This window comes from Arthrobacter sp. FW306-05-C (assembly GCF_021801725.1).
Lineage (GTDB): Bacteria > Actinomycetota > Actinomycetes > Actinomycetales > Micrococcaceae > Arthrobacter.
In genome coordinates this window covers 3,242,034-3,265,385 of the sequence record NZ_CP084556.1, presented here as the reverse complement: position 1 = coordinate 3,265,385, position 23,352 = coordinate 3,242,034, and the positions used below count along the sequence as shown (strand labels likewise).

The following is a 23,352-nucleotide window of genomic DNA, read 5'->3' as shown; positions in this document are numbered from 1 at the left end:
AATGCCCTGCCGCTCCCGAAATTCGGGTAGCGACAGGGCATTTGCGCGTCGGAGGCGTGAAACTCAGAGCACGCGGCTGAGGAACTCCTTGGTGCGGGCATGCTGCGGGTTGGCGATGATTTCGCGGGGATCGCCCGATTCCACCACCACGCCTCCGTCCATGAACGTCAGCGTGTCACCCACCTCGCGGGCGAAGCCGATCTCGTGGGTGACCACGATCATGGTCATGCCCGACTTGGCCAGGTCCTTCATCACGTTCAGGACGTCGCCCACCAGCTCCGGGTCTAGCGCCGAGGTGGGCTCGTCGAAAAGCATGAGCTCCGGCTCCATGGCCAGGGCCCGGGCGATGGCGACGCGCTGCTGCTGGCCGCCGGAGAGCTGGGAGGGGTAGTGGCCGGCGCGGTCGCCTAGCCCCACCCGGTCCAGCAGCTCAAGGGCACGCTTCTGCGCTTCAGCCTTCGACTGGCCCTTCACGTGGACCGGCGCTTCCATGACGTTCTGGAGCGCGGTCTTGTGCGGGAACAGGTTGAACCGCTGGAACACCATGCCGATTTCGCGGCGCTGGGCGGCGATTTCCTTGGTTTTCAGGTCGTGGAGCTTGCCGTTGACCTCGCGGTAGCCGATCAGCTGGCCACCAACGGAGATCCGCCCGGCACTGATGCTCTCCAGGAGGTTCACGCAGCGCAGCATGGTGGACTTGCCCGAACCAGAGGGACCGATCACCACTGACACTTCGCCCTGGTTGACGGTCATGTCGATGCCCCGGAGCACGTGGTGGTGCCCGTAGTACTTGTGCAGGCCTTCGATCTTGACCAGCGGCTTTTCTGCTGTGATCGTCATCGTGCACTCTCCTCGGGGAAGTCCGTCTTCATTGAGTGGTGCGCATCAGCGCCGGCGCCGGCTGCTTTGGCTGCGGCCGGATTGACCGCTGCCGGGGCCAGGTTGTCCACACCCTTGCCGTAGTACGCCTCGATGAAGTGCTGGCCCACCATCAGGATGCTGGTAATCACCAAGTACCAGATGGCGGCAACGATCAGCAGCGGAACCGGCAGATAGGTTCGGTTCGCCAGGGCATTGGTGGCGAACGTCAGGTCCAGCGTGAATGGAACCGCGAGTACCAGCGACGTGGTCTTCAGCATGCCGATGGTTTCGTTGCCCGTGGGAGGAACGATGATCCGCATGGCCTGCGGCAGGATGATCCGCCACATGATCTTGCCCTTGGACATGCCCAGCGCCTCGGCGGCTTCCTGCTGGCCCTTGTCCACGGACTTAAGGCCGGCGCGGAAGATCTCCGCCAGGTAAGCGGACTCGTTGAGGCCTAGGCCGAGGATTGCAGCGACGGTCGCGTTGACCACACTCGCCGTATCAAGGCTGAAGAGCTCGGGTCCGAACGGGACACCTGCGCTGATCTTTGGATAAAGAACTGCGATCAGGCCCCAAAAGACCAGTTGGGTGTACACGGGTGTGCCGCGGAAGAACCACACCCAGACCCAGCTGGACCACCTGAAGATCGGGTTGTCGGACTGCCGCATGAACGCCAGCAGAATGGCCAGGACGATCGCGAGCACCATGGAGGCAACCGTCAGCAAGAGGGTCCAGCCAACGCCTTGGACAACCTTCACGTCAAGGATGTAGGTGCCCACAATGTCCCAACGGAAGTTGGGGTTGGTGAACAGGCTCTGCAGGAATACCGCAACGAAAGCGAGGATGATGACCGCGCTGATCCATCGGCCGGGATGGCGAACCGGTACTGACTTGTTCAGTACCGGTTCATCCCGGTGTTGATGGTGTTCCATGTGCACGCCTGACTTGTCGTCGGTAACGCGAAAACTCAAGACTTAACCGCCGGGTTGACCTCGGACTTGGTGATGGCGCCCTCGGCGTTGCCCCAGCCTTCGAGGATCTTCTTGTAGGAGCCGTCTTCCATCAGCTTGGTGACGGTCTTCTGGATGACCTCGGCCCAGGCGGTGTCGGACTTGGCCACCGCGATCCCCTGCGGAGCGGAATCGTAGACGTCGCCCAGCTTCTCCAACTGGCCGTTGGTCTGGGTCAGGGCGTAGCCGATGATGGGGGAGTCCGCGGCCATGGCGTCGATGCTGCCGTTGACCAGGCGGGTGGTGACATCCGTCTGGTTCTTCAGGGTGACGATGTCGATGGGCTTCTTGCCGTCGGCCACGCACTTCTTGTTGCGGTCGGCCAGATCCGGGTCTTCCTGGACGGTGCCGGTCTGGACGCCGATGGACTTGCCGCAGACATCATCGAGGGAGAACTTGTTCGGGTTGCCCTTCTTCACGGCCCATGCGGTGCCGGCGTTGAAGTAGCTGACCATGTTCACTGCGCCCAGTCGCTCCGGGTTGATGGTGAACGAAGAGATGCCCAGGTCGTACTTGGGGCCGAGGGCCGGGAGGATGCCGGTGAACTCCGCGGTCTGCACCTGGACCTTGAGGCCCAGGGTGGCACCGATGGCCTTGGCGATGTCCACGTCGTAGCCAACCGGAGTCTGACCGTCCGGACCCAGGAATTCGGCGGGGGCGTAGCTGGTGTCGGAGCCGACCGTGATGGTGCCCTTGGACTTGATGGAGTCCGGGACCATGGCGGCGAGGGCATCGTCCTTCTTGACCGTGGTGGGATCAAAGCTGGCGCTGGCGCTGGCGTTGCCTGAAGAGGTGGCCGCGCTGGAGGGACCCGTTTCCGAGGCGTTCGTGCATGCTGAGAGGGCCAGGGCGCTGATGGCGATCATAGTGGCAGCGGTCAGCTTGGAGGTGCCCAGGAGGGTACGGGGAGTCTGCATTTCTTACCTTTTGTTGCAGGGGCTATGAGGTACTAACGCGGCTTATAGTGTAACGCTCAACAAGAGAGGTACGTCACACGCAACTAAGTTTCACTATTGGATAACTGTAGCGGGGGCAAAATCAAGCCTTCCAGAGCGGGAGCAGTCTGTCATTCCAGACTCCTTACCCAACTGGCTAGCAGTTAATGTCGTTTAGGGGGCTCAAAACGACATTAACTGCGACCTAGTTGGGGGCGCGAAACGTCAGCTGCTGATGCCCAGCGACTCCAGCATCGGCCGGAACTTGGCCCAGGTCTCCGCCAGTTCGGCCTCTGGTTGTGAACCGTCAACAATGCCGCAGCCGGCATACAGCCGGACCGTCTCAGGGGACTCGATGACCGCGCCCCGCAGGGCGATGCCCCATTCGCCGTTTCCGGCCGCATCAAGCCAGCCCACCGGTCCCGCATACGGGCCACGGTCCAGGTGCTCAAGCTTGCGGATCAGTTCACCCGCAACCAAGGTGGGGGTTCCGCACACGGCGGCCGTTGGGTGCAGGGCGTTGATCAGGGCCAGGCACGTGGGGACGTGCCCCTCCACCTCGGTCAGTTCCGCCTTGACGTCGGAGGCCAGGTGCCACACGTTGGGCAGCTCCAGGATGAACGGCTCGTCGTGGGCATTCATGGCCTCGGAGAAGGGTGCCAGCTGCCTGGTGAGGGACTGGATGGCGATCTCGTGCTCGTGCCGTTGCTTGTCGGAACCCGCGAGCACCCGCGTCGCGTAGTCCATCGGGGAGCCGTCCTCGCCGTGCGCGTCCCGGCGGTCAAGGGTGCCGGCCAGCACTCGGGCCTGGGCGGTGCGCCCTTCAACCTGGATCAGCATCTCCGGCGTTGCGCCCACCAGTCCGTCCACGCCGTAGGTCCAGCATTCGCGGTACCTCGCGGCGAGCTCGCGCAGCACGTCTGCGGCATGTACGCCGGACGGAATAGTTGCCACCACATCCCGTGCAAGCACCAGTTTCTCGAGCGCGCCGGTTCGGATTTCCTCAACCCCGGCGGCCACGGCATCCATCCACGCTTCCTCGCTGAGCGAGCCCGTGTGCAGTGTTGCGCCGGCGGCCAGGGGGAGGGGGCGTACGACGGCGCCGCCCGCCGTACCGGGCATGTCACCAACTGAAGCGTCCCCGGGGGAGTCCGCTGCCGCCGTCGTGCCTTCTTCGACCGGGGAGCCGAGGGAACCACTGCTGAGCCAACGGTCCAGCGCGGCGAGGGCCGTCTCTTCGGTGAGCGGGCCGCCGTCGAACGCCAGTTGGGTGAGCCAGGCCTGGTTGTCCCGCACGCCCACCACAATTTCCGGCACGATCAGCCGGGACTCGTGGGCGGAAGTCTTGGAAAAAGCAAAGGAGCCGAAAGCCACGGGACCGGTTCCCGGCAACTCCACGGAATCCGTGACGTCTGCCTCAAGGACCAGGTGCCGCCACCAGATGTCCGCCTCCAGGAAGCGGTCGGGGCCCGTGGCGGTGAAGCGCGCTATCTCGCCGAAGCCCGCCAGGCCGGCTTCGCGGCGGGTCCAGCACAGGACGTCGTCCCGGACCAAAAACGAAGGCAGCCCCCCGGGGAACGCTTTGCCATCCAGGGGGACTGTCAAGGTGCGGAACGTGCTCGTCATGATGAGACAACACTACTCCCGCGTAGAGTCCCCCCTTCCCGGCGCCCCGCTGGAACCGGGCGTGCAGCAGGGCTGGTCAGGACCGTCGGGAACATTTGAGACAATGTCATGGTGAACCGAGCATCCTTGGATAAGCGTCCGGACGAAGTAGCCACGATGTTTGACGACGTCGCACCGAAATACGACGTCGTCAACGATGTCCTCTCCATGGGACAGACCCGCCGCTGGCGGAAGATCGTGGTGGATGCCATGGAAGTCTCCAAGGGCCAGCGGGTCCTGGACCTCGCGGCTGGCACCGGTACTTCCAGCGAGCCATATGCCGACGCCGGCATAGACGTGGTGGCCTGCGACTTCTCGCTTGGAATGCTCAAGGTGGGCAAGCGCCGCCGCCCGGATATCGACTTCGTGGCCGGTGACGCCACCAACCTGCCGTTCGCCGACAACACCTTTGACGCCACCACCATCTCCTTCGGCCTGCGCAATGTGAACGAGCCCAAGAAGGCGCTGCAGGAGATGCTGCGCGTCACGAAGCCCGGCGGCCGCCTGGTGATCGCCGAGTTCTCGCAGCCGGTGGTTCCGCTGTGGCGCACCATGTACACCGAATACCTGATGCGGGCCCTGCCGGCCATCGCCACCAAGGTTGCCTCCAACCCGGATGCATACGTGTACCTCGCCGAATCCATCCGGGCCTGGCCGGACCAGGACCACCTGGCCGCCTGGCTGCAGGAGAGCGGCTGGGAGAAGGTCACCTACCGCAACCTCACGGGTGGCATCGTTGCCGTCCATCGGGCATTCAAGCCTGCCGATTCCTCGCCTGAGGGCGCTGCCGCCGCCATCGCCGCGCACAAGGGCCCGGTGGCCAAGCTGCGCCGCAACATCGTCCGCTGACCTGTGAAGGTATTGATTGTCGGCGCGGGTCCGGCCGGATCCACTGCCGCGTACTACCTCGCCAAGGCTGGCCTGGACGTTACGGTCCTGGAAAAGACTGCGTTTCCGCGTGAGAAGGTCTGCGGTGACGGTCTGACGCCCCGCGCCGTCCGCGAGATCCAGAAGCTCGGCCTGCCCCACCCGGAAGGTGAGGGCTGGCGGCGCAACAAGGGCCTGCGCCTGATCGCCGGCGGCCGCACCATCGAGCTGCCCTGGCCCGAGGTCTCCGACTTCCCGCAGTACGGCCTCATCCGCACCCGGCTGGGCTTCGACGAGGAACTGGCCCGCCACGCTGAGTCGGCCGGTGCCACCATCCTTGAGCGGCACAGTGTCACCGATGCCCTTAAGAACGACGTCGGCCGCGTCACCGGAGTCCGCGCAGCGCTCCTTGACGAGGCCGGGCGCAAGACGGGGGAGACGCGCGAGTTTAGCGCCGACGTCGTCCTAGCCGCCGACGGAAACTCCACCCGCACATCGGTGTCCCTGGGGATCCAAAAGCGTGACGACCGCCCGCTCGGCGTCGCCGTCCGCACCTACTTCACCTCCCCGCGCACCGACGACGACTGGATGGAAGGCTGGCTGGAGCTTCCCGGCCGCGACGGCAAGCTGCTGCCCGGCTACGGCTGGGTGTTTGGCGTGGGCGACGGCACCTCCAACGTGGGCCTGGGCATCCTGAACTCCTCCAAGGATTTCGGCAAGCTGGACTACAAGCAGGTCCTGCGCGAATGGACCGCCGGAATGCCGCAGGAGTGGGGCTTCACCCGGGAGAACCAGGTGGGCGAGATCCGCGGCGCCGCGCTGCCCATGGGCTTCAACCGCACCCCGCACTACTCGCCCGGCCTGTTGCTTCTGGGTGACGCCGGCGGCATGGTGTCCCCGTTCAACGGCGAGGGCATCTCCTACGCCATGGAGTCCGCGCGGTTTGCGGCGGAGTTCATCATCGACGCTTCCTCGCGCTCGGCTGCTTCAGGCGGGACGTACGACGCCGATGCGCACCTTGCGCGGTACGCGGACTACGTGCGGGACCAGTGGGGCTCGCACTTCACGCTTGGGCGGGCCTTCGCCGCGCTGATCGGCAAGCCCGCCGTCATGAAGCTTGCGCTGCGCACCGGCATGCCGATTCCGGTGCTGATGCGGTTCGTGGTCCGGCTTCTTGCCAACCTCACGGACCCCTCCGCGAAGGGCTTCGAGGACCGGGTGATCCGCGTGCTGGAATCGCTGGTTCCGGCCACAAGTAATACATCCACTGTCCCGCCAGCTTCGAACCAGCGGTATCCGCAACAAAAAGTTAGGGTTAACCCGTGACCAAATCCGCAGACCAGAGCTGGACGCACGCCGGGCACGGCCTGCCGGACTCCGAACCCAGCCTCAACACCACCGCGATCGCCACCGGACTCCAGCTGCCGGCAGGCTTTGCGGCTATTGCGGGGGACCCCGAACTGGGCCCGGCCATCACCACCAACCTGGCCAAGGTGGAGAAAAAACTCCGCGAAGCCATCGCCAACTCGGACCCCCTTGCTGACGCAACGTCGCGCCACCTGGTGGAGGCCGGCGGCAAGCGGATCCGGCCCCTGCTGACCCTGCTCTGCGCCCACCTCGGGGACGCATCCCTGCCCGCCGTGGTGCAGTCCGCCGTCGTGGTTGAACTGACGCACCTGGCAACCCTGTACCACGACGATGTCATGGACTCCGCCCCGTTCCGGCGTGGTGCCCCCACGGCCCACGAGGTGTGGGGCAACTCCGTGGCCGTCCTGACCGGTGACCTCATCTTTGCCCGGGCATCCATCCTGGTGTCCGAACTGGGCGGCCGCGCGCTGGGCATCCAGGCCCGCACCTTCGAGCGGCTGTGCCTCGGCCAACTGCACGAAACCGTCGGTCCGCGGCCGGACGAGGACCCCATCGAGCATTACCTCTCAGTGATCGCGGACAAGACCGGTTCCCTGGTTGCCGCCTCCGGCCAGTTCGGGGCGATCTTCTCCGGCGCTGACGAGGCCTATGAAAACGTCCTGGTGGAGTACGGCGAGAAGGTGGGCGTGGCCTTCCAGCTGGCTGACGATGTCATTGACGTCACCGGGGTCAAAGTGAAGTCCGGCAAGTCCCCGGGAACGGACCTGCGCGAAGGGGTTCCCACCCTGCCCGTGCTGCTCCTGCGCAAGGCTGCCGCTGATGGCGACCAGTCCGCCGTCGACCTCTTGAAGCTCATCGACGGCGACCTGTCCTCCGACGAGGCACTGGCTGCCGCTGTCGCCGGGCTGCGCGAACACCCCGTGACCGCTGAGTCATGGGTGGTGGCGCGCCAGTGGGCCAGCGAAGCAATCGCCGCCCTGTCTCCGCTGCCGGAGGGCGTGGTCAAGGAGTCCTTGTCCAACTTCGCCCTGGCTGTGGTGGACCGCGCCAGCTGATTCCCGTTCGTTAGGAGCCCGGGACCTCTGGTGATTCGCTGGAGGGCCGGGCTTCTTCGCTTTAACGGGACAGCCCCGGCCCTCAGCAACCGAAGCTGCTGTGAACCGGGGCTATCTCTCCGTTCGCATCAGACCCGCCGGAGGCGTTTAGCGGATCCGTGAATAGCTTATGACAGCTTTGTCATAATGCGCAAGTCTCTCTTTACGTGATCTGTCACGGACTTTTCCTGCTTGCTCTGACGGTCGTGGGGCACATTGACGGCCTGAACCGCGAATGGGGCGAGATGGTACGGCGGGTTCGTGTCGAAGTGCCCCTCGACGGCACGTTGTCCACATGACAAAGTCCCGGGCTGACGCTTGCTCACGGCCAGCGCCATCGTTGAGCTGTGGAGATTGAGGATTTTCTGCGTGACAGGGGAGGCGTCCCCAGAACTGCGAGCATCAGCAAGGCTGGTATTCGCCGAACCCTTCTGGACAAGGCCTTGAAGGCGGGGCGCATAGTCCGGATTCGGCGGGGTGTTTACGCTCTGGCTGACGATGGAGGAGCGCTCGGCTTCGCGTTGAAGCACAATGCACACCTGACGGGTCTTTCAGCTGCCCCTCTTTACCAGCTGTGGACTCTGCAGAAGCCCAGCGTGCTCCATGTCAGCCCGGGCCACAAGAGTGCGGTGCCGGGAACGCTCCCCCGCGGCAGGATCCTTCATCCAGTGCACCCCTGGCTTCCGGCGGCCGGTCTGGCAGACGTCCTGATGCACGCCTTGCGCTGCCTTCCGATGCTGGAAGCCCTGGTGATGGTGCAGTGTGCTGCGCAGCGAGGAAACATAACGGTGGACTTCCTGCGCTGCAAACTGCCCGGCAACCGCAATGCCCGCGCCAGGGCCGTCCTGGATTACGTCATTCCGCGTGCGGACTCGGTCTTGGAGGTACTGGCCAACTACCACCTCCGCGCGGCTGGGCTCAGTGTCCGCAGGCATGTGGAACTCGATGGTGTTGGCGAGGTGGACTTCCTGGTTGAGGACTGCCTTGTGGTGGAGACGGACGGCCAGACCCATCTGGAGCCGAAGCAAGTTAGGAAGGACCGGGCCCGCAACAACGCCACGGTGGTCGGCGGCCGGCTTTGCCTCAGGTTCAGCTATGCCGACGTCGTCCATCACCCAGAGCAGATGATGGCCCAGGTGCTTGCGGTACTTGAGCAGAGCAGGCGGGGAGCCTTCAGCACGAGGTGAGTACCGCCGTCGTGGGGCACTTTGGACGCCGCACCTGGGACTACGGGCTTAAGTTACGGCGTTTCTGTGTCAATGTGCCCCACGAGCGAAGGGTGCCCGGGAAGGAGGGGCCTACTCTTCCTCTTCGTCCTCGAAGGCCCACTCGAACATGTCGAAGACAAACTCGGAGAAGGTCCCTTCCTCGGACTTCCACTGGCCGCGGGCGTTGTTGCGGCGGTAGACAATGGGGTCCGGCACGCTGAGGTCGCCTACGCGGAAGCCCCAGGTGTACTCCTCGTCCTCGTCCTCAAGGAACATCAGGAAGCCCTCGTCATCAACTTCGAGCTCGTCGGGGTCCCAGAAGTAGTGGTACGCCTCCATCAGGTCCTCGCAGCCGCCCAGGGCGAGGTAGAACTCGCGCAGGACCAGGGGAATCTGGAACTGGTGCTCGGCAAGCTGGGAATCGAGTTCCCCGGGAGCCAGGCCGTCCTCTTCCTGCCATTCATCCTCGAGATACTTCGGAACAAGCGCTTTGAACTTCTCGAGGAACATGTCAGTCATGCTCATATCCTAGCCAATTTAGAGCACCCCAGAATGCCAGCGGCAACGGCTCTCATAGCCCCGAATCTGTGGCCCGCCGGTGCCACCCGCGCACGGCGAGAGGTGCCTGCCAGGACCGCCGCCAGGCGAGGACCCGGAACGTGAACACCAGGGCCGCAATCCCGGCTGCGGTCAGGACGTTGAACACGCCAAGGACCCACAGCACCGCCGTCAACGAGGAACCGAGGAATGCCGGCAGCGCGTAGATGTCCTTCGGGTTGAAGAGCTCCGGCACCTCATTGGCCGTGATGTCCCGGAGCAAACCGCCGCCCACCGCCGTCGTCACTCCCAACAGCACTGAAGCCACGGGATTCAACCCAGTGGCCAGCGCCTTGAGTGTGCCGGTCATGCAGAACAGGGCCAGGCCGGCGGCGTCGAACAGGATCAGCAGCGACGTGTACCGCTGCACGCTGGAGAACAGGAAGAACACCAGCGCGGTGGCCAGCAGCGGCGGCGCCAGATAGGCCGGGTTGGTGAAGGCCGCCGGGACGATGGCCAGGATGATGTCGCGGATCACGCCGCCCCCAAGCCCCACCAAAGAGGCCAGCAGCAGCGACCCGACAATGTCGATCTGCTTCCGCGCAGCCAGCAGCGAGCCCGAGACGGCGAAGAAGAACACGCCCAGCAGATCCAGCCACACCGGGGAGTTGTCAAAGGCGAAGGTCATGGGGCGTCCTGGCATTTCAAAGAGGGCGGACAGGGCGGCTCCAACGTTACGCTAGCCCCTATGAACAGCCCCATCATGATCGCCTGCGCCCATGGGACGTCCAACGCACAGGGGGCCGCGGAGGTCAATGCCCTGCGCGCCGCCATCGCGGAACTGCGCCCCGGGCTTGATGTCCGCGAAGCGTACGTGGACGTCCAGCAGCCCGACCTCGTGGACGTGGTGGCGGGCCTGCCGGAGGGGGAGCCCGCCGTGGTGGTGCCGCTGTTGCTGAGCGTTGGGTACCACGTGAAAGTGGACATCGCCCGCGCCGTGAAGAGCCGTCCCGGCAGTGCCGCGGCCGCCCCGCTCGGCCCCGATCCCCGTCTCGCGCAGCTGCTGGACCAGCGCCTCCGCGAGGCCGGCACCACGGACAACGACGTCATCGTCCTGGCCGCGGCGGGCTCGTCCAACCCCAACGCCGCAGTGAGCGTCGAGGAGCTGCTGGGCCAGCTGCAGCAGCTGCGGTCCAACCGGATGGTGGCCGCCTACGGTGCCTCCGCCCAGCCGTCCGTGCCCGACGCCGTCGCCATGCTGCGCGAGGAGCTCGCCGGAGGTGCCGGGGCGGGGGAGTCCGCAGGAGCGGTCGACGTCGGCGGCCGCGTCGTGATTGCCTCGTATCTGCTGGCGCCGGGCTTCTTCCACGACCAGCTGGCCAAGGCGGGGGCCGACGTCGTCACCGAACCCCTGCTGCCGTCCCCGACACTCGCCGAGATTGCGCTGGACAGGTACGACGCCGCCGTCGCGAAGATGAACGAAACCCCCGCGGAAGCTGCTCCGCCAGGTCCCGCGCCTGCCCCGGCGGAGGCGCCCGACGCGGGGTCCCAGGATGCACAGCAGGGTGGCTTGTTCAAGGCCGTCCGGCGTTTCGTGACGAAATATTTCCCTAGGTGACTTAGCGTTTCCGGGCCTTTGTGACGCTATTCGGCGTCGCCCTACAGTCGATGCATGACTGATACAGCTCTAGCCGGAGCGTCCGCGGACTCGGCTGCCCCCAAGCGCCCCGCACGCCCGTCACGCCCCGCCGCGAAGCCGCACGGCCAGTGGAAAGTGGACGGCAAGACGCCGCTGAACGCCAACGAAACCTGGAAACAGGAAGACGACGGCCTGAACGTCCGCGAGCGTATCGAGACCATTTACGCCAAGGAAGGCTTCGACGCCATCCCCAGCCAGGACCTGCACGGCCGGTTCCGCTGGTGGGGCCTGTACACCCAGCGCAAGCAGGGAATCGACGGCGGCAAGACCGCCACGCTTGAACCGCACGAGCTCGAGGACAAGTACTTCATGCTGCGGGTGAGGATCGACGGCGGCGCGCTCACCACAGAGCAGCTGCGCGTGATCGGCCAGATCTCCGTGGACTTTGCCCGCGACTCTGCCGACCTCACCGACCGCCAGAACATCCAGCTGCATTGGATCCGGGTTGAAGACATTCCGGAAATCTGGAACCGCCTGGAAAGTGTTGGCCTGTCCACGACCGAGGCCTGCGGCGACGTGCCCCGCGTCATCCTGGGTTCGCCCGTGGCCGGCATTGCCAAGGACGAGATCATCGACCCCACCCCGCTCATCGCCGAGCTGGGGGAGCGGTTCATTGGCAACCCGCTGCTGTCCAACCTGCCGCGCAAATACAAGACCGCCATCACCGGCCACCCCAGCCAGGATGTGGTCCACGAGATCAACGACTGCGCATTCGTGGGCATTGAACACCCGGAACTCGGCGTTGGCTACGACCTCTGGGTGGGCGGCGCGCTGTCCACCAACCCCATGCTGGGCAAGCGCCTCGGCGCCTTCGTCCAGCCGGACCAGGCCGCCGACGTGTGGCTGGGCGTCACCAGCATCTTCCGCGACTACGGCTACCGCCGCATGCGCACCAAGGCCCGCCTGAAATTCCTGCTGGCCGACTGGGGTACGGAGAAGTTCCGCCAGGTCCTGGAGGACGAATACCTGGGCTACAAGCTGGCCGACGGCCCCGCCGCGCCCAAGCCTTCAACCCCCGGCGACCACGTGGGCGTGCACGAGCAGAAGGACGGCAAGTTCTTCATCGGTGCCACCCCGATCGCGGGCCGCCTTTCCGGATCCGGCCTGGTCAAGCTCGCGGACACCCTGGAGGCCCGCGGCTCCTACCGGCTGCGCACCACCCCGCACCAGAAGGTCGTGGTCCTGGACGTCGAGAAGGACCAGGTGGAGCCCCTGGTGGCCGAGCTCGACGCCCTGGGCCTCTCCGCCCGCCCGTCCGTGTTCCGCCGCGGCACCATCGCCTGCACCGGCATCGAGTACTGCAAGCTGGCCATCGTCGAGACCAAGTACACGGCCGCTACCGCCGTCGCCGAACTCGAACGCCGCCTCGCGGACCTCGCCGGCTCGGGCCAGCTGCCCGCGGCACTCTCCCTGCACATCAACGGCTGCCCCAACTCCTGCGCCCGCATCCAGACGGCGGACATCGGCCTGAAGGGCATGATGCTTCCAACGCCCGACGGCGACCCCTCCCCGGGCTTCCAGGTCCACCTTGGCGGCGGGCTGGCAAACAACGACCGAGAGGAAGCAGGCCTGGGCCGCACCGTCCGCGGCCTGAAGGTATACGTCGACGACCTGCCCGACTACGTGGAGCGCGTGGTCCGACGGTTCGTTGCCGACCGCGCCGAAGGCCAGACCTTCGCCGAATGGGCCCACACAGCAGACGAGGAGGCACTGCAGTAATGGCAAAGCATCTCGCACCCGCACCTGCCAAGCGCCCCACGGAGGAGCTTAAGGCACTGGCCGAGGCCGGCGCCGCCGAACTCGGCTGGGACGCCCCCGCGCGTGACGTGATCGCCTGGGTGGAGCGCAACTTCGAACTCCCCGCCGTCGCCGTCGCCTGCTCCATGGCTGACGCCGTCCTGCCGGCCCTGGTCGCGGACCAGATGCCCGGCGTCGACGTCCTGTTCCTGGAAACCGGCTACCACTTCCCGGAAACCTACGCCACGCGGGACGAGGTGGCCGCCAACCTCCGCGTCAACGTGGTGGACGTGCTTCCGGAGACCACCGTGGAGCAGCAGGACCGGCTCCTGGGCAAGGACCTGTTTGCCCGCGACGCTGCCCAGTGCTGCGCCCTCCGCAAAGTGGCGCCCCTGCAGCGCACCCTTGCCGGTTACGAACTCTGGTTTACCGGCGTCCGCCGCGACGAAGCACCCACCCGCACCAACACGCCTCTGGTCAGCTGGGACGAGAAGAACGGCCTGGTCAAGGTCAACCCGATGGCCGCGTGGACGTTCGACCAGCTGGTGCAGTACTCGGACGACAACCTCCTGCCCGTCAACCCGCTGCTTTCCCAGGGTTACCCCTCCATTGGCTGCCAGCCCTGCACCCGCAAGGTGGCGCCCGGCGAAGACCCCCGCGCCGGTCGCTGGGCAGGCTCCGACAAGACAGAATGCGGACTTCACGTATGAGCACTTCACTAACCGAGGAGACCCAGGTGACTGAGTCCGCCGTCTCAACCCGCCTCAGCAGTCTGGACACCCTGGAGTCCGAAGCGATCCACATCATCCGCGAGGTTGTTGCCGAGTTCGAGAAGCCTGCGCTGCTGTTCTCCGGCGGCAAGGACTCCGTCGTGATGCTGCACCTGGCCACCAAGGCGTTCTGGCCAGGCAAGGTTCCGTTCCCCGTGCTGCACGTGGACACCGGCCATAACTTTCCCGAGGTCATCGACTTCCGCGACCGCACCGTTGAACGGCTCGGCCTGAAGCTCGTGGTCGGCTCCGTGCAGGAGTTCATCGACCGCGGCGAACTCGCCGAACGTGCCGACGGCACCCGCAACCCGCTGCAGACCGTCCCGCTGCTGGACGCCATCCAGCAGAACAAGTTTGACGCCGTGTTCGGCGGCGGCCGCCGCGACGAGGACAAGGCCCGCGCCAAGGAACGCATCCTGAGCCTGCGCGACGAGTTCGGCCAGTGGGACCCGCGCAACCAGCGCCCCGAGCTGTGGAACCTGTACAACGGCCGCCACACGGTGGGCCAGCACGTCCGGGCGTTCCCCATCAGCAACTGGACTGAACTGGACATCTGGCGCTACATCGAGCGCGAGAACATCGAACTGCCCGGGCTGTACTACGCCCACGAGCGCGAGGTCTTCGCCCGCGACGGCATGTGGCGCCCGGTGGGTGAGGTTTCCCAGCCCCGGCCCGATGAGGAAGTCATCACCAAGACTGTCCGCTACCGCACCGTGGGAGACATGTCCTGCACCGGCGCCGTCGAGTCCAACGCCTACACGGTGTCCGACGTGGTGGTAGAAGTGGCCGCCTCCACCCTGACCGAACGTGGCGCCACCCGCGCAGATGACCGCATCTCCGAGGCCGCCATGGAAGACCGCAAGAAGGACGGGTACTTCTAATGACCACGGAAACTGTTTTGTCCGGCGCTGCCGGTGGCCTGGAAACCGCCCTGCCCACCACACTCTTCCGGTTCGCCACGGCAGGATCGGTCGACGACGGCAAATCCACCTTAGTGGGCCGCCTCCTCCACGATTCCAAGGCCATCCTGGCTGACCAGCTTGACGCGGTCGCCCGCACCTCGGCTGACCGCGGCTTCGGCGGCGAGAAGGGCGGGATCGACCTGGCCCTGCTGACCGACGGCCTGCGCGCCGAGCGGGAACAGGGCATCACCATCGACGTGGCCTACCGCTACTTCGCCACCGACCAGCGCAGCTTCATCCTGGCCGACTGCCCCGGGCACGTGCAGTACACCAAGAACACCGTGACGGGCGCGTCCACCGCGGATGCCGTCGTCGTACTCATCGACGCCCGCAAGGGCGTGCTGGAGCAAACCCGCCGCCACCTGTCCGTCCTGCAGCTGCTGCGCGTGGCGCACGTGATCGTGGCCGTGAACAAGATCGACCTGGTGGACTTCAGCGAGTCGGTGTTCCGTGAGATCGAAGCGGATGTGCAGCAGGTGGGCCGCGAATTGGGCCTCGGCTCGGACGGGATCTCCGACCTGCTGGTGATCCCTGTCTCCGCGCTCGACGGCGACAACGTTGTGGAGCGCTCGGAGCGCACCCCCTGGTACACCGGTCCCGCACTGCTGGAGGTTCTGGAGACCCTTCCGGCCGCCGATGAACTCGAAAGCCACCTGGAAAGCTTCCGGTTCCCGGTGCAGCTGGTCATCCGGCCGCAGGGTGCCCTGGCACCGGACGCCGTGGCCGCCGGGCTGGACGCGGAGGCCTACCGCGACTACCGCGCGTACGCCGGCCAGATCACCGAAGGGTCGGTGAAGGTGGGGGACCAGGTGTCCGTCCTGACGCCCGGTCAGTCCCCGCGGACCACCACCGTGGCGGGCATCGACTTTGCCGGCGCCTCCCTGGAGGAAGCCGCCGCGCCGCAGTCGGTGGCCATCCGCTTGGCGGACGAGTTCGACGTCGCGCGCGGTGACACCATCGCCGCCGCCGGCACCGTCCGCGAAGCCTCCGCCGACCTGTACGCCGCCCTCTGCTGGCTCTCCCCGAAGCCGCTGCGCGAAGGGCAGAAGGTGCTGGTCAAGCACGGAACCCGCACCGTCCAGGCGATGGTCCGCAGCGTGTCCGGCAAGCTGGACCTGTCCACCTTCAAGCTCGAGGGCGCCTCCGGCCTGGAGCTCAACGACATCGGGCACGCCCAGCTGCGCCTCGCCGCACCGCTGCCGCTGGAGAACTACCTGCACCACCGCCGCACCGGCGCGTTCCTGGTCATCGATCCGCTGGACGGCAACACGCTGGCCGCGGGCCTGGTCAAGGACCACCCGGGCGACCACGAGGACGAGCGCTACAGCATCTAGTTCGCACCGGAATCGCCTGAACCCTGCGGGGCCGCCGTATCGTTACGGCGGCCCCGCTGCGTTTCCGGCGATTTCACGTGACTGCGGCATTCCGCACGTTTACCACAAAGGTTGCCGGGGGATGTTCCCTGCCTGTTTGGAGCCGTGGGAAGCTCAGGCATTGCATCAATGCCTGCGACTGCAGGCCATGGCCGGATACTTTGAGGAGGCAGGATGCCAACCAACCAGGAGTGGTACACAAGGGGGAGCGAGCTCGTCACGATCGACTCGCGCGAATGGAACATTGCTCCCCGCCGGGCGCGGTTGCTGGTACTGCTGCCCATCATCCTGTCCGTCGCTGTGGCGGCAACTGTTCCCTTCAAGGAGTTCTATCTCTGGATTGTGGACGAGGACCACCCGATCGAGTGGCTCCAGTTTGCGTGCCTCGTGGCCGCCGCCGTCATTCTGGCGCTGGTCAGCGTCCGCCTGCTGCGGAGACGGCAAGTGGGCATGGCATTGCTTTACGGCGTGGTGGCCCTTGGCGTTGTGTTCCTTGCCGGTGAGGAAATTTCCTGGGGCCAGCGCATCTTCGGATGGGGCACCCCTGAAGAGCTGCAAGAGGTCAACCGCCAGGGTGAGACAAATCTGCACAACCTCCGGGCGGTGCAGGTGCTGGTCCCGTATGCCATGCTCCTGGCAAGCCTGTATGGAACATGCGTTCCGCTTTGGGCGGCGTTCCGGAAACGGTTGAAGCACTCCACGTACAGCCATCTGCTTGTACCCCCGCTCTGTCTCGTGCCCGCCTTCGGGCTGGCTGCGGCTTATCGCCTCTTCCGGTTGGTAATCTGGCCGACCCCCACCTTCGTCATTTCCGAATACGGCGAGGTCATGGAGTTGACCCTGTACTTTGGGCTGATGATGTTCTGCTGGTTCAACCTGCGCAACATGCGGCGGCCCCGGTTGAACCTGACTTTCCAGGATCAGCGACAGCCCGCCCACCGCCGGGCGTAGATGCCCCGTTTCCGCACCGTCCGCTTCCGCAACCCGCGGCCCGTTCGCCAAACCTGACCTTCCAAGGCCGGATCAGGCGAACGAGCCGCGGTTCTGCCGTCTCGTATGGTTGTCAGAGGAGGCGGCAATGGAAACCATCAGTCCGAAACTCTTGAACTGGGCGTCGATCCTGGACGACAAGACCCGCGAACAGGCGGTGATGACGGCGGGCCTGCCGTTCATCTACCCCCACCTGGCGCTGATGCCGGACGCGCACCTGGGCAAGGGCGCCACCGTGGGTTCGGTGATCCCCACACTCCGCGCCATCATCCCGGCCGCAGTGGGAGTGGACATCGGCTGCGGCATGATTGCGGTCCGCACCCAGTACTCCGTAAAGGACCTGCCGAAGGACCGCAAAGGCCTCCGCGAGGACATCGAGCGGGTCATCCCGCTGTCCGCCGGCCACAACAACCGGAAGGTCCTGTCCACTGCTGAGCCACGAATCGCCGAACTGAAGCGGCGGGCCGCCAAGGCAGGGTTCAACCCCGCCCAATACGTCGCCCAATGGGAGCTGCAGCTGGGGTCCCTGGGCTCGGGCAACCACTTCATCGAAGTCTCAGCGGATGAGGACGACGGCGTGTGGCTCTTCCTGCATTCGGGCTCGCGGGGCATCGGCAACAGGATCGCGCAGCACCACATCGGCGTCGCCCAGCACGTGGGCCGCAAGCATCAGATCCGCCTGCCCCACCCGGACCTGGCCTACCTGGATGAGGGGACGCAGCAGTTCGAGCGGTACATTGCCGAGCTGCGGTGGGCCCAGCACTTCGCCCTCCTGAACCGGGAGGAAATGATGGACCGCGTGACCGCCCAGTTCAGCCGCTGGGTGGGAGGCCCCGTGCAGGAACGCGAGCGGATCAACTGCCACCACAACTTCACCCAGCAGGAGACGCACTACGGCAAGCCGGTTTGGGTGTCCCGCAAGGGAGCCATCAAAGCCGGCCACGGCGATCCCGGACTGATCCCTGGATCCATGGGGACGGCGTCATATGTTGTGGAAGGCCGGGGCAACCCTGCATCGCTGAACTCGTCCCCGCATGGGGCCGGGCGGGAATACTCCCGAAACGCCGCCCGAAAGACATTCACCCTGGAGGAACTGAAACGCGCCATGCGGGGCATCGAGTTCCGCGCGTCGGAGGCCTTCATTGACGAAATCCCGGCCGCCTACAAGCCGATCGACCAGGTCATGCAGGACGCCGCGGACCTGGTCACCGTGCGGCACAAACTGCGGCAGCTGGTCAACGTCAAGGGCAACTGAATCTGGGCAGCCCGGGCAACAGCAGGGCAAAATATGACGCCAGATGAACGTGCGTGACCCCCCGTTTCCGCTTCGTTGAACGGGTTTGGGCCACTCCCTATGGTGAAACAATGACTAGTTCCAAGCCCGGGATGACCCGCATCGTGGCAGGCGAAAGCGCGGTCCCCACGCGCAAACGCGCCGTCGAGGCTGCCCTGGCCATCGGGCTGGTCCTGCTGATCGCCGTCGGGGCCATCGTGGCCTCCAACATCTCCCGCAACACCGAGGCACAGGCCGCCGAGCCCACCCCGGCCGCCGAGCTGAAGCTGGGTTACTTCGGGAACGTCACCCATGCCGCAGCGCTGGTGGGTGTCAAGAAGGGACTCCTCGCGGAGGCCCTGGGCAGCACCAAGCTCAGCACCGAGACCTTCAACGCCGGCCCGGCCGCGATCGAGGCCCTGAACGCCGGCGCCATCGATGCCGCCTACATCGGCCCCAATCCGGCCATCAACTCGTTCGCCAAGAGCCAGGGCCAGTCCGTGCGCGTGATTGCCGGAGCCGCGGCCGGTGGTGCGCAGCTGGTGGTCGAGCCGGGGATCAACTCCGCGGCCGACCTCAAAGGCAGGACCTTGGCAACCCCGCAGCTCGGCGGCACCCAGGACGTGGCACTCCGGGCCTGGCTCACCAAGCAGGGCTACAAGACCAACGTGGACGGCAGCGGTGACGTGGCCATCAACCCCACGGACAACGCTCAGACGCTGAAGCTGTTCCAGGACGGAAAGCTCGACGGCGCCTGGTTGCCTGAGCCCTGGGCCTCACGTTTGGTGCTCCAGGCCGGCGCCAAGGTGCTGGTGGATGAAAAAGACCTGTGGGATGGGGCCGGCACCGGCAAGCCCGGCGAGTTTCCCACGACCATCCTGATCGTGAACCAGAGATTCGCTGCTGACCACCCGGACACCGTCAGGGCCCTGCTGAAGGGCAATGCGGACTCGGTGGCATGGCTCAACTCGGCTCCGGCCGATGAGAAGGCCAGCCTCATCAACTCCGCCCTGCAGGAATCCGCTGGGGCAGCGTTGCCCGCTGACGTCCTGGCCCGATCGTTGTCCAACATCACTTTCACCCTCGACCCGCTGGCCGGCAGCTACCCCAAGCTGCTGCAGGACGGCGTGGACGCAGGCACCACCAAAAAGGCCGACATCAACGGCCTCTTCGACCTTCGCGGCCTGAACCAGGTGACCGGCGGCGACAAGATCTCAGCTGCCGGCCTCGGCCAGGACTGACCCACCACTACCTAAGGACGCCACCATGCCAGTCGTACTGGAACACCTGGGCAAGCGCTTCGGCGACGGCGCCCCGGTACTGGACGACGTCAACGCCAACATCAAACAGGGCGAATTCGTTGCCCTCCTTGGTGCCTCCGGCTGCGGCAAATCCACCCTCCTGAACATCATCGCGGGACTCGAAGCGCCGACGTCGGGCGCCCTGGAAGTACCCAGCGACGGCGCCGCCTTCATGTTCCAGGACGCCGCCCTCTTCCCGTGGCTGACGGCCCGGGAGAACATCGAGCTGGCCCTGAAGCTGCGCGGCGTGGGCAAAACCGAACGGCGCGCCAAAGCCCAGGAGCTCCTGGAACTGGTGCACCTGGGCTCCGCCGGGGATAAGCGCCCGCACGAGCTGTCCGGTGGCATGCGGCAGCGCGTCTCACTGGCCCGTTCCCTGGCCCAGGACCGGCAGCTGCTGCTCATGGATGAGCCGTTCGCCGCCCTCGACGCCATCACCCGGGACCTGCTGCACGACGAGCTCGAGCGCATCTGGAAGGAAACCGGGCGGACCATCGTCTTCGTCACCCACAACGTCCGCGAGGCCGTCCGCCTGGGCCAGCGGGTCCTGCTGCTGTCCTCCCGCCCCGGCCGCGTAGTCCAGGAATGGGCCGTCACCGAGGAACACCGAACCGACGCCGGGCTCGCCGGCCAGCTGACCGGGGTTATCACCGCCCGGCTGCGGGAGGAGATTCGCCGCCATGCCAAGTAACCCGACACCCCTCGCGGAAGCACGCACGGAGGCGGCATCCGGTGCTACGGCTGATGCTTCCGAAACCCGTGAGCACGTGCATGCCGCTTTGACCCGGACGTCCACTGGCAAGGAGGACCTCCGGGAACTCGAGTCCGGCCTTGACTCGCTGCAGTCCGACGCCGACCGCAAGCACCGGGTCGACTGGAGCCGCATTTTGCTGCCCGTGGCCGCGCTGGTGGTCCTGGTGCTCATCTGGCAGTTCTATGTCTCGCTCGGGGTGAAGCGGCGAGACCTCGTTCCCGGCCCCCTGGACGTCGTGGCCCAGATGGGCGTCCTGTGGAGCGACGGAAAGTTCCAGCAATCCATTTGGACGTCCCTGCAGCGTGGTGTGGTGGGCTTCCTGATTTCGGTGGCCATCGCCACGCCGGTGGGCCTGCTGCTGGCCCAGGTTGCACCGCTGCGCCGCGCGTTTGGCCCCCTGATTTCCGGTTTGCAGGTCCTGCCCTCGGTGGCCTGGGTTCCGGCCGCGATCATCTGGTTCGGACTTACTGACGCTACCGTGTACTTCGTGGTGTTCATGGGCGCCATCCCGTCCATCATCAACGGGCTGATCTCGGGCGTGGACCAGATTCCACCGCAGTACCGCAGGGTCGGCACCGTCCTGGGCGCATCCCGGCTCCAGATGGCCCTGCAGGTCATCCTTCCGGCCGCGCTGCCCGGCTACCTCAGCGGCCTGAAGCAGGGATGGGCCTTCTCCTGGCGCTCCCTCATGGCCGCGGAAATCATTGCCGTGGGCGGCACCATCGGCTTTGGCCTGGGTTCCCTGCTGGACCAGGGCCGGGATCTGTCCGACATGACCATCGTCATGGCTGCCATCCTGCTGATCCTCGCGGTCGGCATCCTGATCGAGCTGCTGGTCTTCGGCCCCATCGAGAAGCGGCTCCTGCGCCGCCGCGGCCTCCTGGCCGGCAGCACCCGCTGACCCAACCGCTTCCCAACACAGCCCCTTCCCAACGCACCGCAAGAGCCCGACGGCGAGTCCCGCCGTCGGGCTCTGCTGTTTCCTGCCGCTGCCCGGAACCAAGACGAGGCACTTTGGCACGGACAGGCCGGGTCATCAGGCCGTTGCGACGCCGGAGCCCGCCAAAGTGCCCCACCACGGGGCCCGGGGCGGTCCGGAAGAATGGCAGACTGACGCCATGACCGTCAGCTTCGTGTGCCGCACCGAGTCCACGCTGCCCGTGGAACAACTCTTCGACCGGGCACGCAGCATCGACCTGCATCTGGACTCCCAACAGGACGCCGGGGAACGGGCGGTGGCCGGCGTCACCAGCGGGCTCATCGGGGAGGACCAGGAGGTGACCTGGCGGGCGAAGCACTTCGGTATTCCGCTCACCATGACCAGCCGGGTCACCCACTTCGATTTCCCACGCAGCTTCACGGATGAGCAGGTGAAGGGCCCTTTCAAGGCTTTCAAGCATGTGCATGAGTTCCAACCAACAGCCGCCGGAAGCATCATGACGGACCGCGTTCAGTTCACCGCCCCGCTGGGTGTCCTGGGCCGCGCCGTCGAGCGGCTCATCCTGCGTGGCTACCTTGAGCGGCTCATTATCCGCAGGGGCACGTTCCTGGCGCAGCACAGGTAAAAATCCTTTGTGACGCAGCGTTACCTTACGTGAACTGGTGTTGCTCGTCCTTTGTTGGCGAATATGACGCCGCCCTACCGTTGATTCATGGCAATTCAGGACATTTACCCCACCGCGCTGCGGCTGCTCGGCCGCCCGGTGCTGGTGGTGGGTGGGGGCCCCGTTGCTGCCCGCCGCGCCAAGGGGCTGCTCGACGCCGGTGCCGTGGTCACCGTCGTGGCCCCGGTTGCCTCGCCCGCGCTGCAGGAGATGGCCGACGCTGGCCTGCTCACCTGGGAAGCGCGCCCCTACCTTTCGCGGGACGTCGACGGCGTCTGGTTCGTCCAGACGGCCACCGGCGATCCGGAGGTGGACGCCCAAGTATCGGCCGACGCCGAGGCGCAGCGGGTTTGGTGCGTCAACGCCTCCAACCATGAAGCTTCTGCCGCCTGGACCCCCGCCGTCGCCGTGGTGGACGACGTCAAAATCGCCGTCAACGCCGGGGGAGACCCGCGCCGTGCCATGGCCGTCCGGGACGCTGTTGCCACCGCCCTCGAAACCGGTGACCTGCCGCTGCGCCGCCGCCGGGCGCACCAGGGAAGCGTGGCCCTGGTGGGCGGCGGCCCCGGCGACACCGGGCTCATCACTGTCCGGGGCCGTCGGTTGTTGGGCCAGGCCGACGTCGTGGTTGCCGACCGCCTGGGCCCCCGCGCGCTCCTGAACGAGCTTGCCCCGGATGTGCGCGTCATCGAGGTTGGGAAGACTCCCGGCCACCACCCCGTGCCGCAGGCGGAGATCAACAGGATCCTGGTGGAGGAAGCCTTGAAGGGCCACCGCGTGGTCCGGCTCAAGGGCGGCGACCCATACGTGCTGGGCCGCGGCGGCGAAGAAGCCGAATACTGCCGGCAGCACGGCGTCGAGGTTGAAGTGGTCTCCGGCGTGACCTCCGCCATCTCGGTACCCGCCGCGGCGGGAATTCCGGTCACGCACCGCGGCCTGGCCAAAGGCTTCAGCGTGGTCACAGGCCACGAGGAACTCTCCGAGATCCCGGCCCGCCCGGACCACACCATCGTCCTGCTGATGGGCGTGGGCCAGCTGCGCGAATCGGCGTCCGCGCTGGGCGAAGCCGGACTGCCGCTGGAGACGCCAGTTGGTATCGTGGAAAACGGCTATTTGCCGGACCAGCGCGTCACCATCGGCACGCTCGGTTCCATCGCCGACCAGGCCCAGGCGGCCGGCGTCGCAAATCCTGCCGTGATTGTCATCGGTGACGTGGTGCGCGTGAGCCCCTTCGCGCCGTCGCACTTCAAAACCGCTGACTACAGCACCACCACCCCGAACAGCCCCCGCAAGACCGCCCTCACCACCTAGCCCCAAGCCCAACTGACTCGCAGTTGTTGT

22 protein-coding genes and 1 pseudogene are annotated in these 23,352 nt (G+C 66.1%); 17 read left to right on the top strand and 6 right to left on the bottom strand.

Annotation, left to right across the window (positions count from 1 at the left end; genetic code table 11):
• Window positions 1-63 precede the first annotated feature (63 nt).
• The 4 genes from LFT44_RS15150 to LFT44_RS15135 all read right to left on the bottom strand — a co-directional run bounded on the left by LFT44_RS15150 (window position 64) and on the right by LFT44_RS15135 (window position 4,435).
• Window positions 64-840, bottom strand: coding sequence for an amino acid ABC transporter ATP-binding protein (locus LFT44_RS15150; RefSeq protein WP_306968954.1), 777 nt, complete (start codon window positions 838-840; stop codon window positions 64-66).
• Window positions 837-1,796 (bottom strand): amino acid ABC transporter permease, encoded by a 960-nt coding sequence (locus tag LFT44_RS15145; protein ID WP_236799228.1) that lies wholly within the window; start codon window positions 1,794-1,796, stop codon window positions 837-839. The genes LFT44_RS15150 and LFT44_RS15145 overlap by 4 nt, the downstream gene beginning before the upstream one ends.
• Before the next feature lie 35 nt (window positions 1,797-1,831).
• A complete protein-coding gene (locus LFT44_RS15140) occupies window positions 1,832-2,791 on the bottom strand; it encodes an ABC transporter substrate-binding protein (RefSeq protein WP_236799227.1) in 960 nt (319 codons plus the stop codon).
• 243 nt (window positions 2,792-3,034) lie between these two features.
• Window positions 3,035-4,435, bottom strand: a complete 1,401-nt coding sequence (locus tag LFT44_RS15135) for an isochorismate synthase (RefSeq protein ID WP_236799226.1) — start codon at window positions 4,433-4,435, stop codon at window positions 3,035-3,037.
• A gap of 111 nt (window positions 4,436-4,546) precedes the next feature.
• On the opposite strand from LFT44_RS15135, the gene LFT44_RS15130 reads away from it, so the two are divergent.
• From LFT44_RS15130 to LFT44_RS15110, 5 genes and pseudogenes are all read left to right on the top strand, one after another.
• A complete protein-coding gene (locus tag LFT44_RS15130) occupies window positions 4,547-5,323 on the top strand; it encodes a demethylmenaquinone methyltransferase (RefSeq protein WP_236802912.1) in 777 nt (258 codons plus the stop codon).
• A 3-nt stretch (window positions 5,324-5,326) separates the two neighbouring features.
• Window positions 5,327-6,667 (top strand): geranylgeranyl reductase family protein, encoded by a 1,341-nt coding sequence (locus LFT44_RS15125; RefSeq protein ID WP_236799225.1) that lies wholly within the window; start codon window positions 5,327-5,329, stop codon window positions 6,665-6,667.
• The gene (locus LFT44_RS15120) at window positions 6,664-7,764 is read left to right on the top strand and encodes a polyprenyl synthetase family protein (RefSeq protein WP_236799224.1); all 1,101 of its coding nucleotides are present in this window, start codon (window positions 6,664-6,666) and stop codon (window positions 7,762-7,764) included. The genes LFT44_RS15125 and LFT44_RS15120 overlap by 4 nt, the downstream gene beginning before the upstream one ends.
• A gap of 386 nt (window positions 7,765-8,150) precedes the next feature.
• Window positions 8,151-8,237: pseudogene (locus LFT44_RS15115) on the top strand (hypothetical protein); the annotation flags it as partial.
• A gap of 162 nt (window positions 8,238-8,399) precedes the next feature.
• Complete coding sequence (locus tag LFT44_RS15110; protein ID WP_236802911.1) at window positions 8,400-8,990, top strand: endonuclease domain-containing protein; 591 nt, start codon at window positions 8,400-8,402, stop codon at window positions 8,988-8,990.
• Between the two features lie 111 nt (window positions 8,991-9,101).
• On the opposite strand, the gene LFT44_RS15105 is transcribed toward LFT44_RS15110, so the two are convergent.
• Together LFT44_RS15105 and LFT44_RS15100 are read right to left on the bottom strand one after the other, a co-directional pair.
• The gene (locus tag LFT44_RS15105) at window positions 9,102-9,530 is read right to left on the bottom strand and encodes a hypothetical protein (RefSeq protein ID WP_236799223.1); all 429 of its coding nucleotides are present in this window, start codon (window positions 9,528-9,530) and stop codon (window positions 9,102-9,104) included.
• Between the two features lie 52 nt (window positions 9,531-9,582).
• Complete coding sequence (locus LFT44_RS15100; RefSeq protein WP_236799222.1) at window positions 9,583-10,236, bottom strand: trimeric intracellular cation channel family protein; 654 nt, start codon at window positions 10,234-10,236, stop codon at window positions 9,583-9,585.
• A gap of 60 nt (window positions 10,237-10,296) precedes the next feature.
• On the opposite strand from LFT44_RS15100, the gene LFT44_RS15095 reads away from it, so the two are divergent.
• From LFT44_RS15095 to cobA, 12 genes are all read left to right on the top strand, one after another.
• Window positions 10,297-11,166 (top strand): sirohydrochlorin chelatase, encoded by an 870-nt coding sequence (locus tag LFT44_RS15095; protein WP_236799221.1) that lies wholly within the window; start codon window positions 10,297-10,299, stop codon window positions 11,164-11,166.
• 54 nt (window positions 11,167-11,220) lie between these two features.
• Window positions 11,221-12,966 carry a nitrite/sulfite reductase gene (locus tag LFT44_RS15090; RefSeq protein ID WP_236799220.1) on the top strand — a complete coding sequence of 582 codons (1,746 nt, stop codon included), beginning with the start codon at window positions 11,221-11,223 and terminating at the stop codon, window positions 12,964-12,966.
• Window positions 12,966-13,694 (top strand): phosphoadenylyl-sulfate reductase, encoded by a 729-nt coding sequence (locus LFT44_RS15085; protein WP_236799219.1) that lies wholly within the window; start codon window positions 12,966-12,968, stop codon window positions 13,692-13,694. Before LFT44_RS15090 ends, LFT44_RS15085 begins: the two co-directional genes overlap by 1 nt.
• Window positions 13,691-14,635: a sulfate adenylyltransferase subunit CysD gene (gene cysD, locus LFT44_RS15080; protein ID WP_236799218.1), complete on the top strand. Its 945-nt coding sequence runs from the start codon at window positions 13,691-13,693 to the stop codon at window positions 14,633-14,635. Before LFT44_RS15085 ends, cysD begins: the two co-directional genes overlap by 4 nt.
• Window positions 14,635-16,050 (top strand): sulfate adenylyltransferase subunit 1, encoded by a 1,416-nt coding sequence (locus LFT44_RS15075; RefSeq protein WP_236799217.1) that lies wholly within the window; start codon window positions 14,635-14,637, stop codon window positions 16,048-16,050. Before cysD ends, LFT44_RS15075 begins: the two co-directional genes overlap by 1 nt.
• A 213-nt stretch (window positions 16,051-16,263) precedes the next feature.
• On the top strand, window positions 16,264-17,040 hold the full coding sequence (locus tag LFT44_RS15070; protein WP_236799216.1) for a hypothetical protein: 777 nt from the start codon (window positions 16,264-16,266) through the stop codon (window positions 17,038-17,040).
• Window positions 17,041-17,167: 127 nt separating this feature from the next.
• Window positions 17,168-18,334, top strand: a complete 1,167-nt coding sequence (locus LFT44_RS15065; protein WP_236799215.1) for an RtcB family protein — start codon at window positions 17,168-17,170, stop codon at window positions 18,332-18,334.
• A 131-nt stretch (window positions 18,335-18,465) separates the two neighbouring features.
• Window positions 18,466-19,593, top strand: a complete 1,128-nt coding sequence (locus LFT44_RS15060) for an ABC transporter substrate-binding protein (RefSeq protein WP_236802910.1) — start codon at window positions 18,466-18,468, stop codon at window positions 19,591-19,593.
• Between the two features lie 25 nt (window positions 19,594-19,618).
• Window positions 19,619-20,344 (top strand): ABC transporter ATP-binding protein, encoded by a 726-nt coding sequence (locus LFT44_RS15055; protein WP_236799214.1) that lies wholly within the window; start codon window positions 19,619-19,621, stop codon window positions 20,342-20,344.
• Window positions 20,334-21,308, top strand: coding sequence for an ABC transporter permease (locus tag LFT44_RS15050; protein ID WP_236799213.1), 975 nt, complete (start codon window positions 20,334-20,336; stop codon window positions 21,306-21,308). The genes LFT44_RS15055 and LFT44_RS15050 overlap by 11 nt, the downstream gene beginning before the upstream one ends.
• A 217-nt stretch (window positions 21,309-21,525) precedes the next feature.
• Window positions 21,526-21,972, top strand: a complete 447-nt coding sequence (locus tag LFT44_RS15045; protein ID WP_236799212.1) for an SRPBCC family protein — start codon at window positions 21,526-21,528, stop codon at window positions 21,970-21,972.
• Window positions 21,973-22,059: 87 nt separating this feature from the next.
• The gene (cobA, locus tag LFT44_RS15040) at window positions 22,060-23,322 is read left to right on the top strand and encodes a uroporphyrinogen-III C-methyltransferase (protein WP_236799211.1); all 1,263 of its coding nucleotides are present in this window, start codon (window positions 22,060-22,062) and stop codon (window positions 23,320-23,322) included.
• Window positions 23,323-23,352: the final 30 nt, after the last annotated feature.

Bases quoted from the DNA above. Each gene is read 5' to 3' on its own strand.
- LFT44_RS15150 (WP_306968954.1), bottom strand. From the start codon at position 840: ATGACGATCACAGCAGAAAAGCCGCTGGTCAAGATCGAAGGCCTGCAC.
- LFT44_RS15145 (WP_236799228.1), bottom strand. From the start codon at position 1,796: ATGGAACACCATCAACACCGGGATGAACCGGTACTGAACAAGTCAGTA.
- LFT44_RS15140 (WP_236799227.1), bottom strand. From the start codon at position 2,791: ATGCAGACTCCCCGTACCCTCCTGGGCACCTCCAAGCTGACCGCTGCC.
- LFT44_RS15135 (WP_236799226.1), bottom strand. From the start codon at position 4,435: ATGACGAGCACGTTCCGCACCTTGACAGTCCCCCTGGATGGCAAAGCG.
- LFT44_RS15105 (WP_236799223.1), bottom strand. From the start codon at position 9,530: ATGACTGACATGTTCCTCGAGAAGTTCAAAGCGCTTGTTCCGAAGTAT.
- LFT44_RS15100 (WP_236799222.1), bottom strand. From the start codon at position 10,236: ATGACCTTCGCCTTTGACAACTCCCCGGTGTGGCTGGATCTGCTGGGC.
- LFT44_RS15095 (WP_236799221.1), top strand. From the start codon at position 10,297: ATGAACAGCCCCATCATGATCGCCTGCGCCCATGGGACGTCCAACGCA.
- LFT44_RS15090 (WP_236799220.1), top strand. From the start codon at position 11,221: ATGACTGATACAGCTCTAGCCGGAGCGTCCGCGGACTCGGCTGCCCCC.
- LFT44_RS15085 (WP_236799219.1), top strand. From the start codon at position 12,966: ATGGCAAAGCATCTCGCACCCGCACCTGCCAAGCGCCCCACGGAGGAG.
- cysD (WP_236799218.1), top strand. From the start codon at position 13,691: ATGAGCACTTCACTAACCGAGGAGACCCAGGTGACTGAGTCCGCCGTC.
- LFT44_RS15075 (WP_236799217.1), top strand. From the start codon at position 14,635: ATGACCACGGAAACTGTTTTGTCCGGCGCTGCCGGTGGCCTGGAAACC.
- LFT44_RS15070 (WP_236799216.1), top strand. From the start codon at position 16,264: ATGCCAACCAACCAGGAGTGGTACACAAGGGGGAGCGAGCTCGTCACG.
- LFT44_RS15065 (WP_236799215.1), top strand. From the start codon at position 17,168: ATGGAAACCATCAGTCCGAAACTCTTGAACTGGGCGTCGATCCTGGAC.
- LFT44_RS15060 (WP_236802910.1), top strand. From the start codon at position 18,466: ATGACCCGCATCGTGGCAGGCGAAAGCGCGGTCCCCACGCGCAAACGC.
- LFT44_RS15055 (WP_236799214.1), top strand. From the start codon at position 19,619: ATGCCAGTCGTACTGGAACACCTGGGCAAGCGCTTCGGCGACGGCGCC.
- LFT44_RS15050 (WP_236799213.1), top strand. From the start codon at position 20,334: ATGCCAAGTAACCCGACACCCCTCGCGGAAGCACGCACGGAGGCGGCA.
- LFT44_RS15045 (WP_236799212.1), top strand. From the start codon at position 21,526: ATGACCGTCAGCTTCGTGTGCCGCACCGAGTCCACGCTGCCCGTGGAA.
- cobA (WP_236799211.1), top strand. From the start codon at position 22,060: ATGGCAATTCAGGACATTTACCCCACCGCGCTGCGGCTGCTCGGCCGC.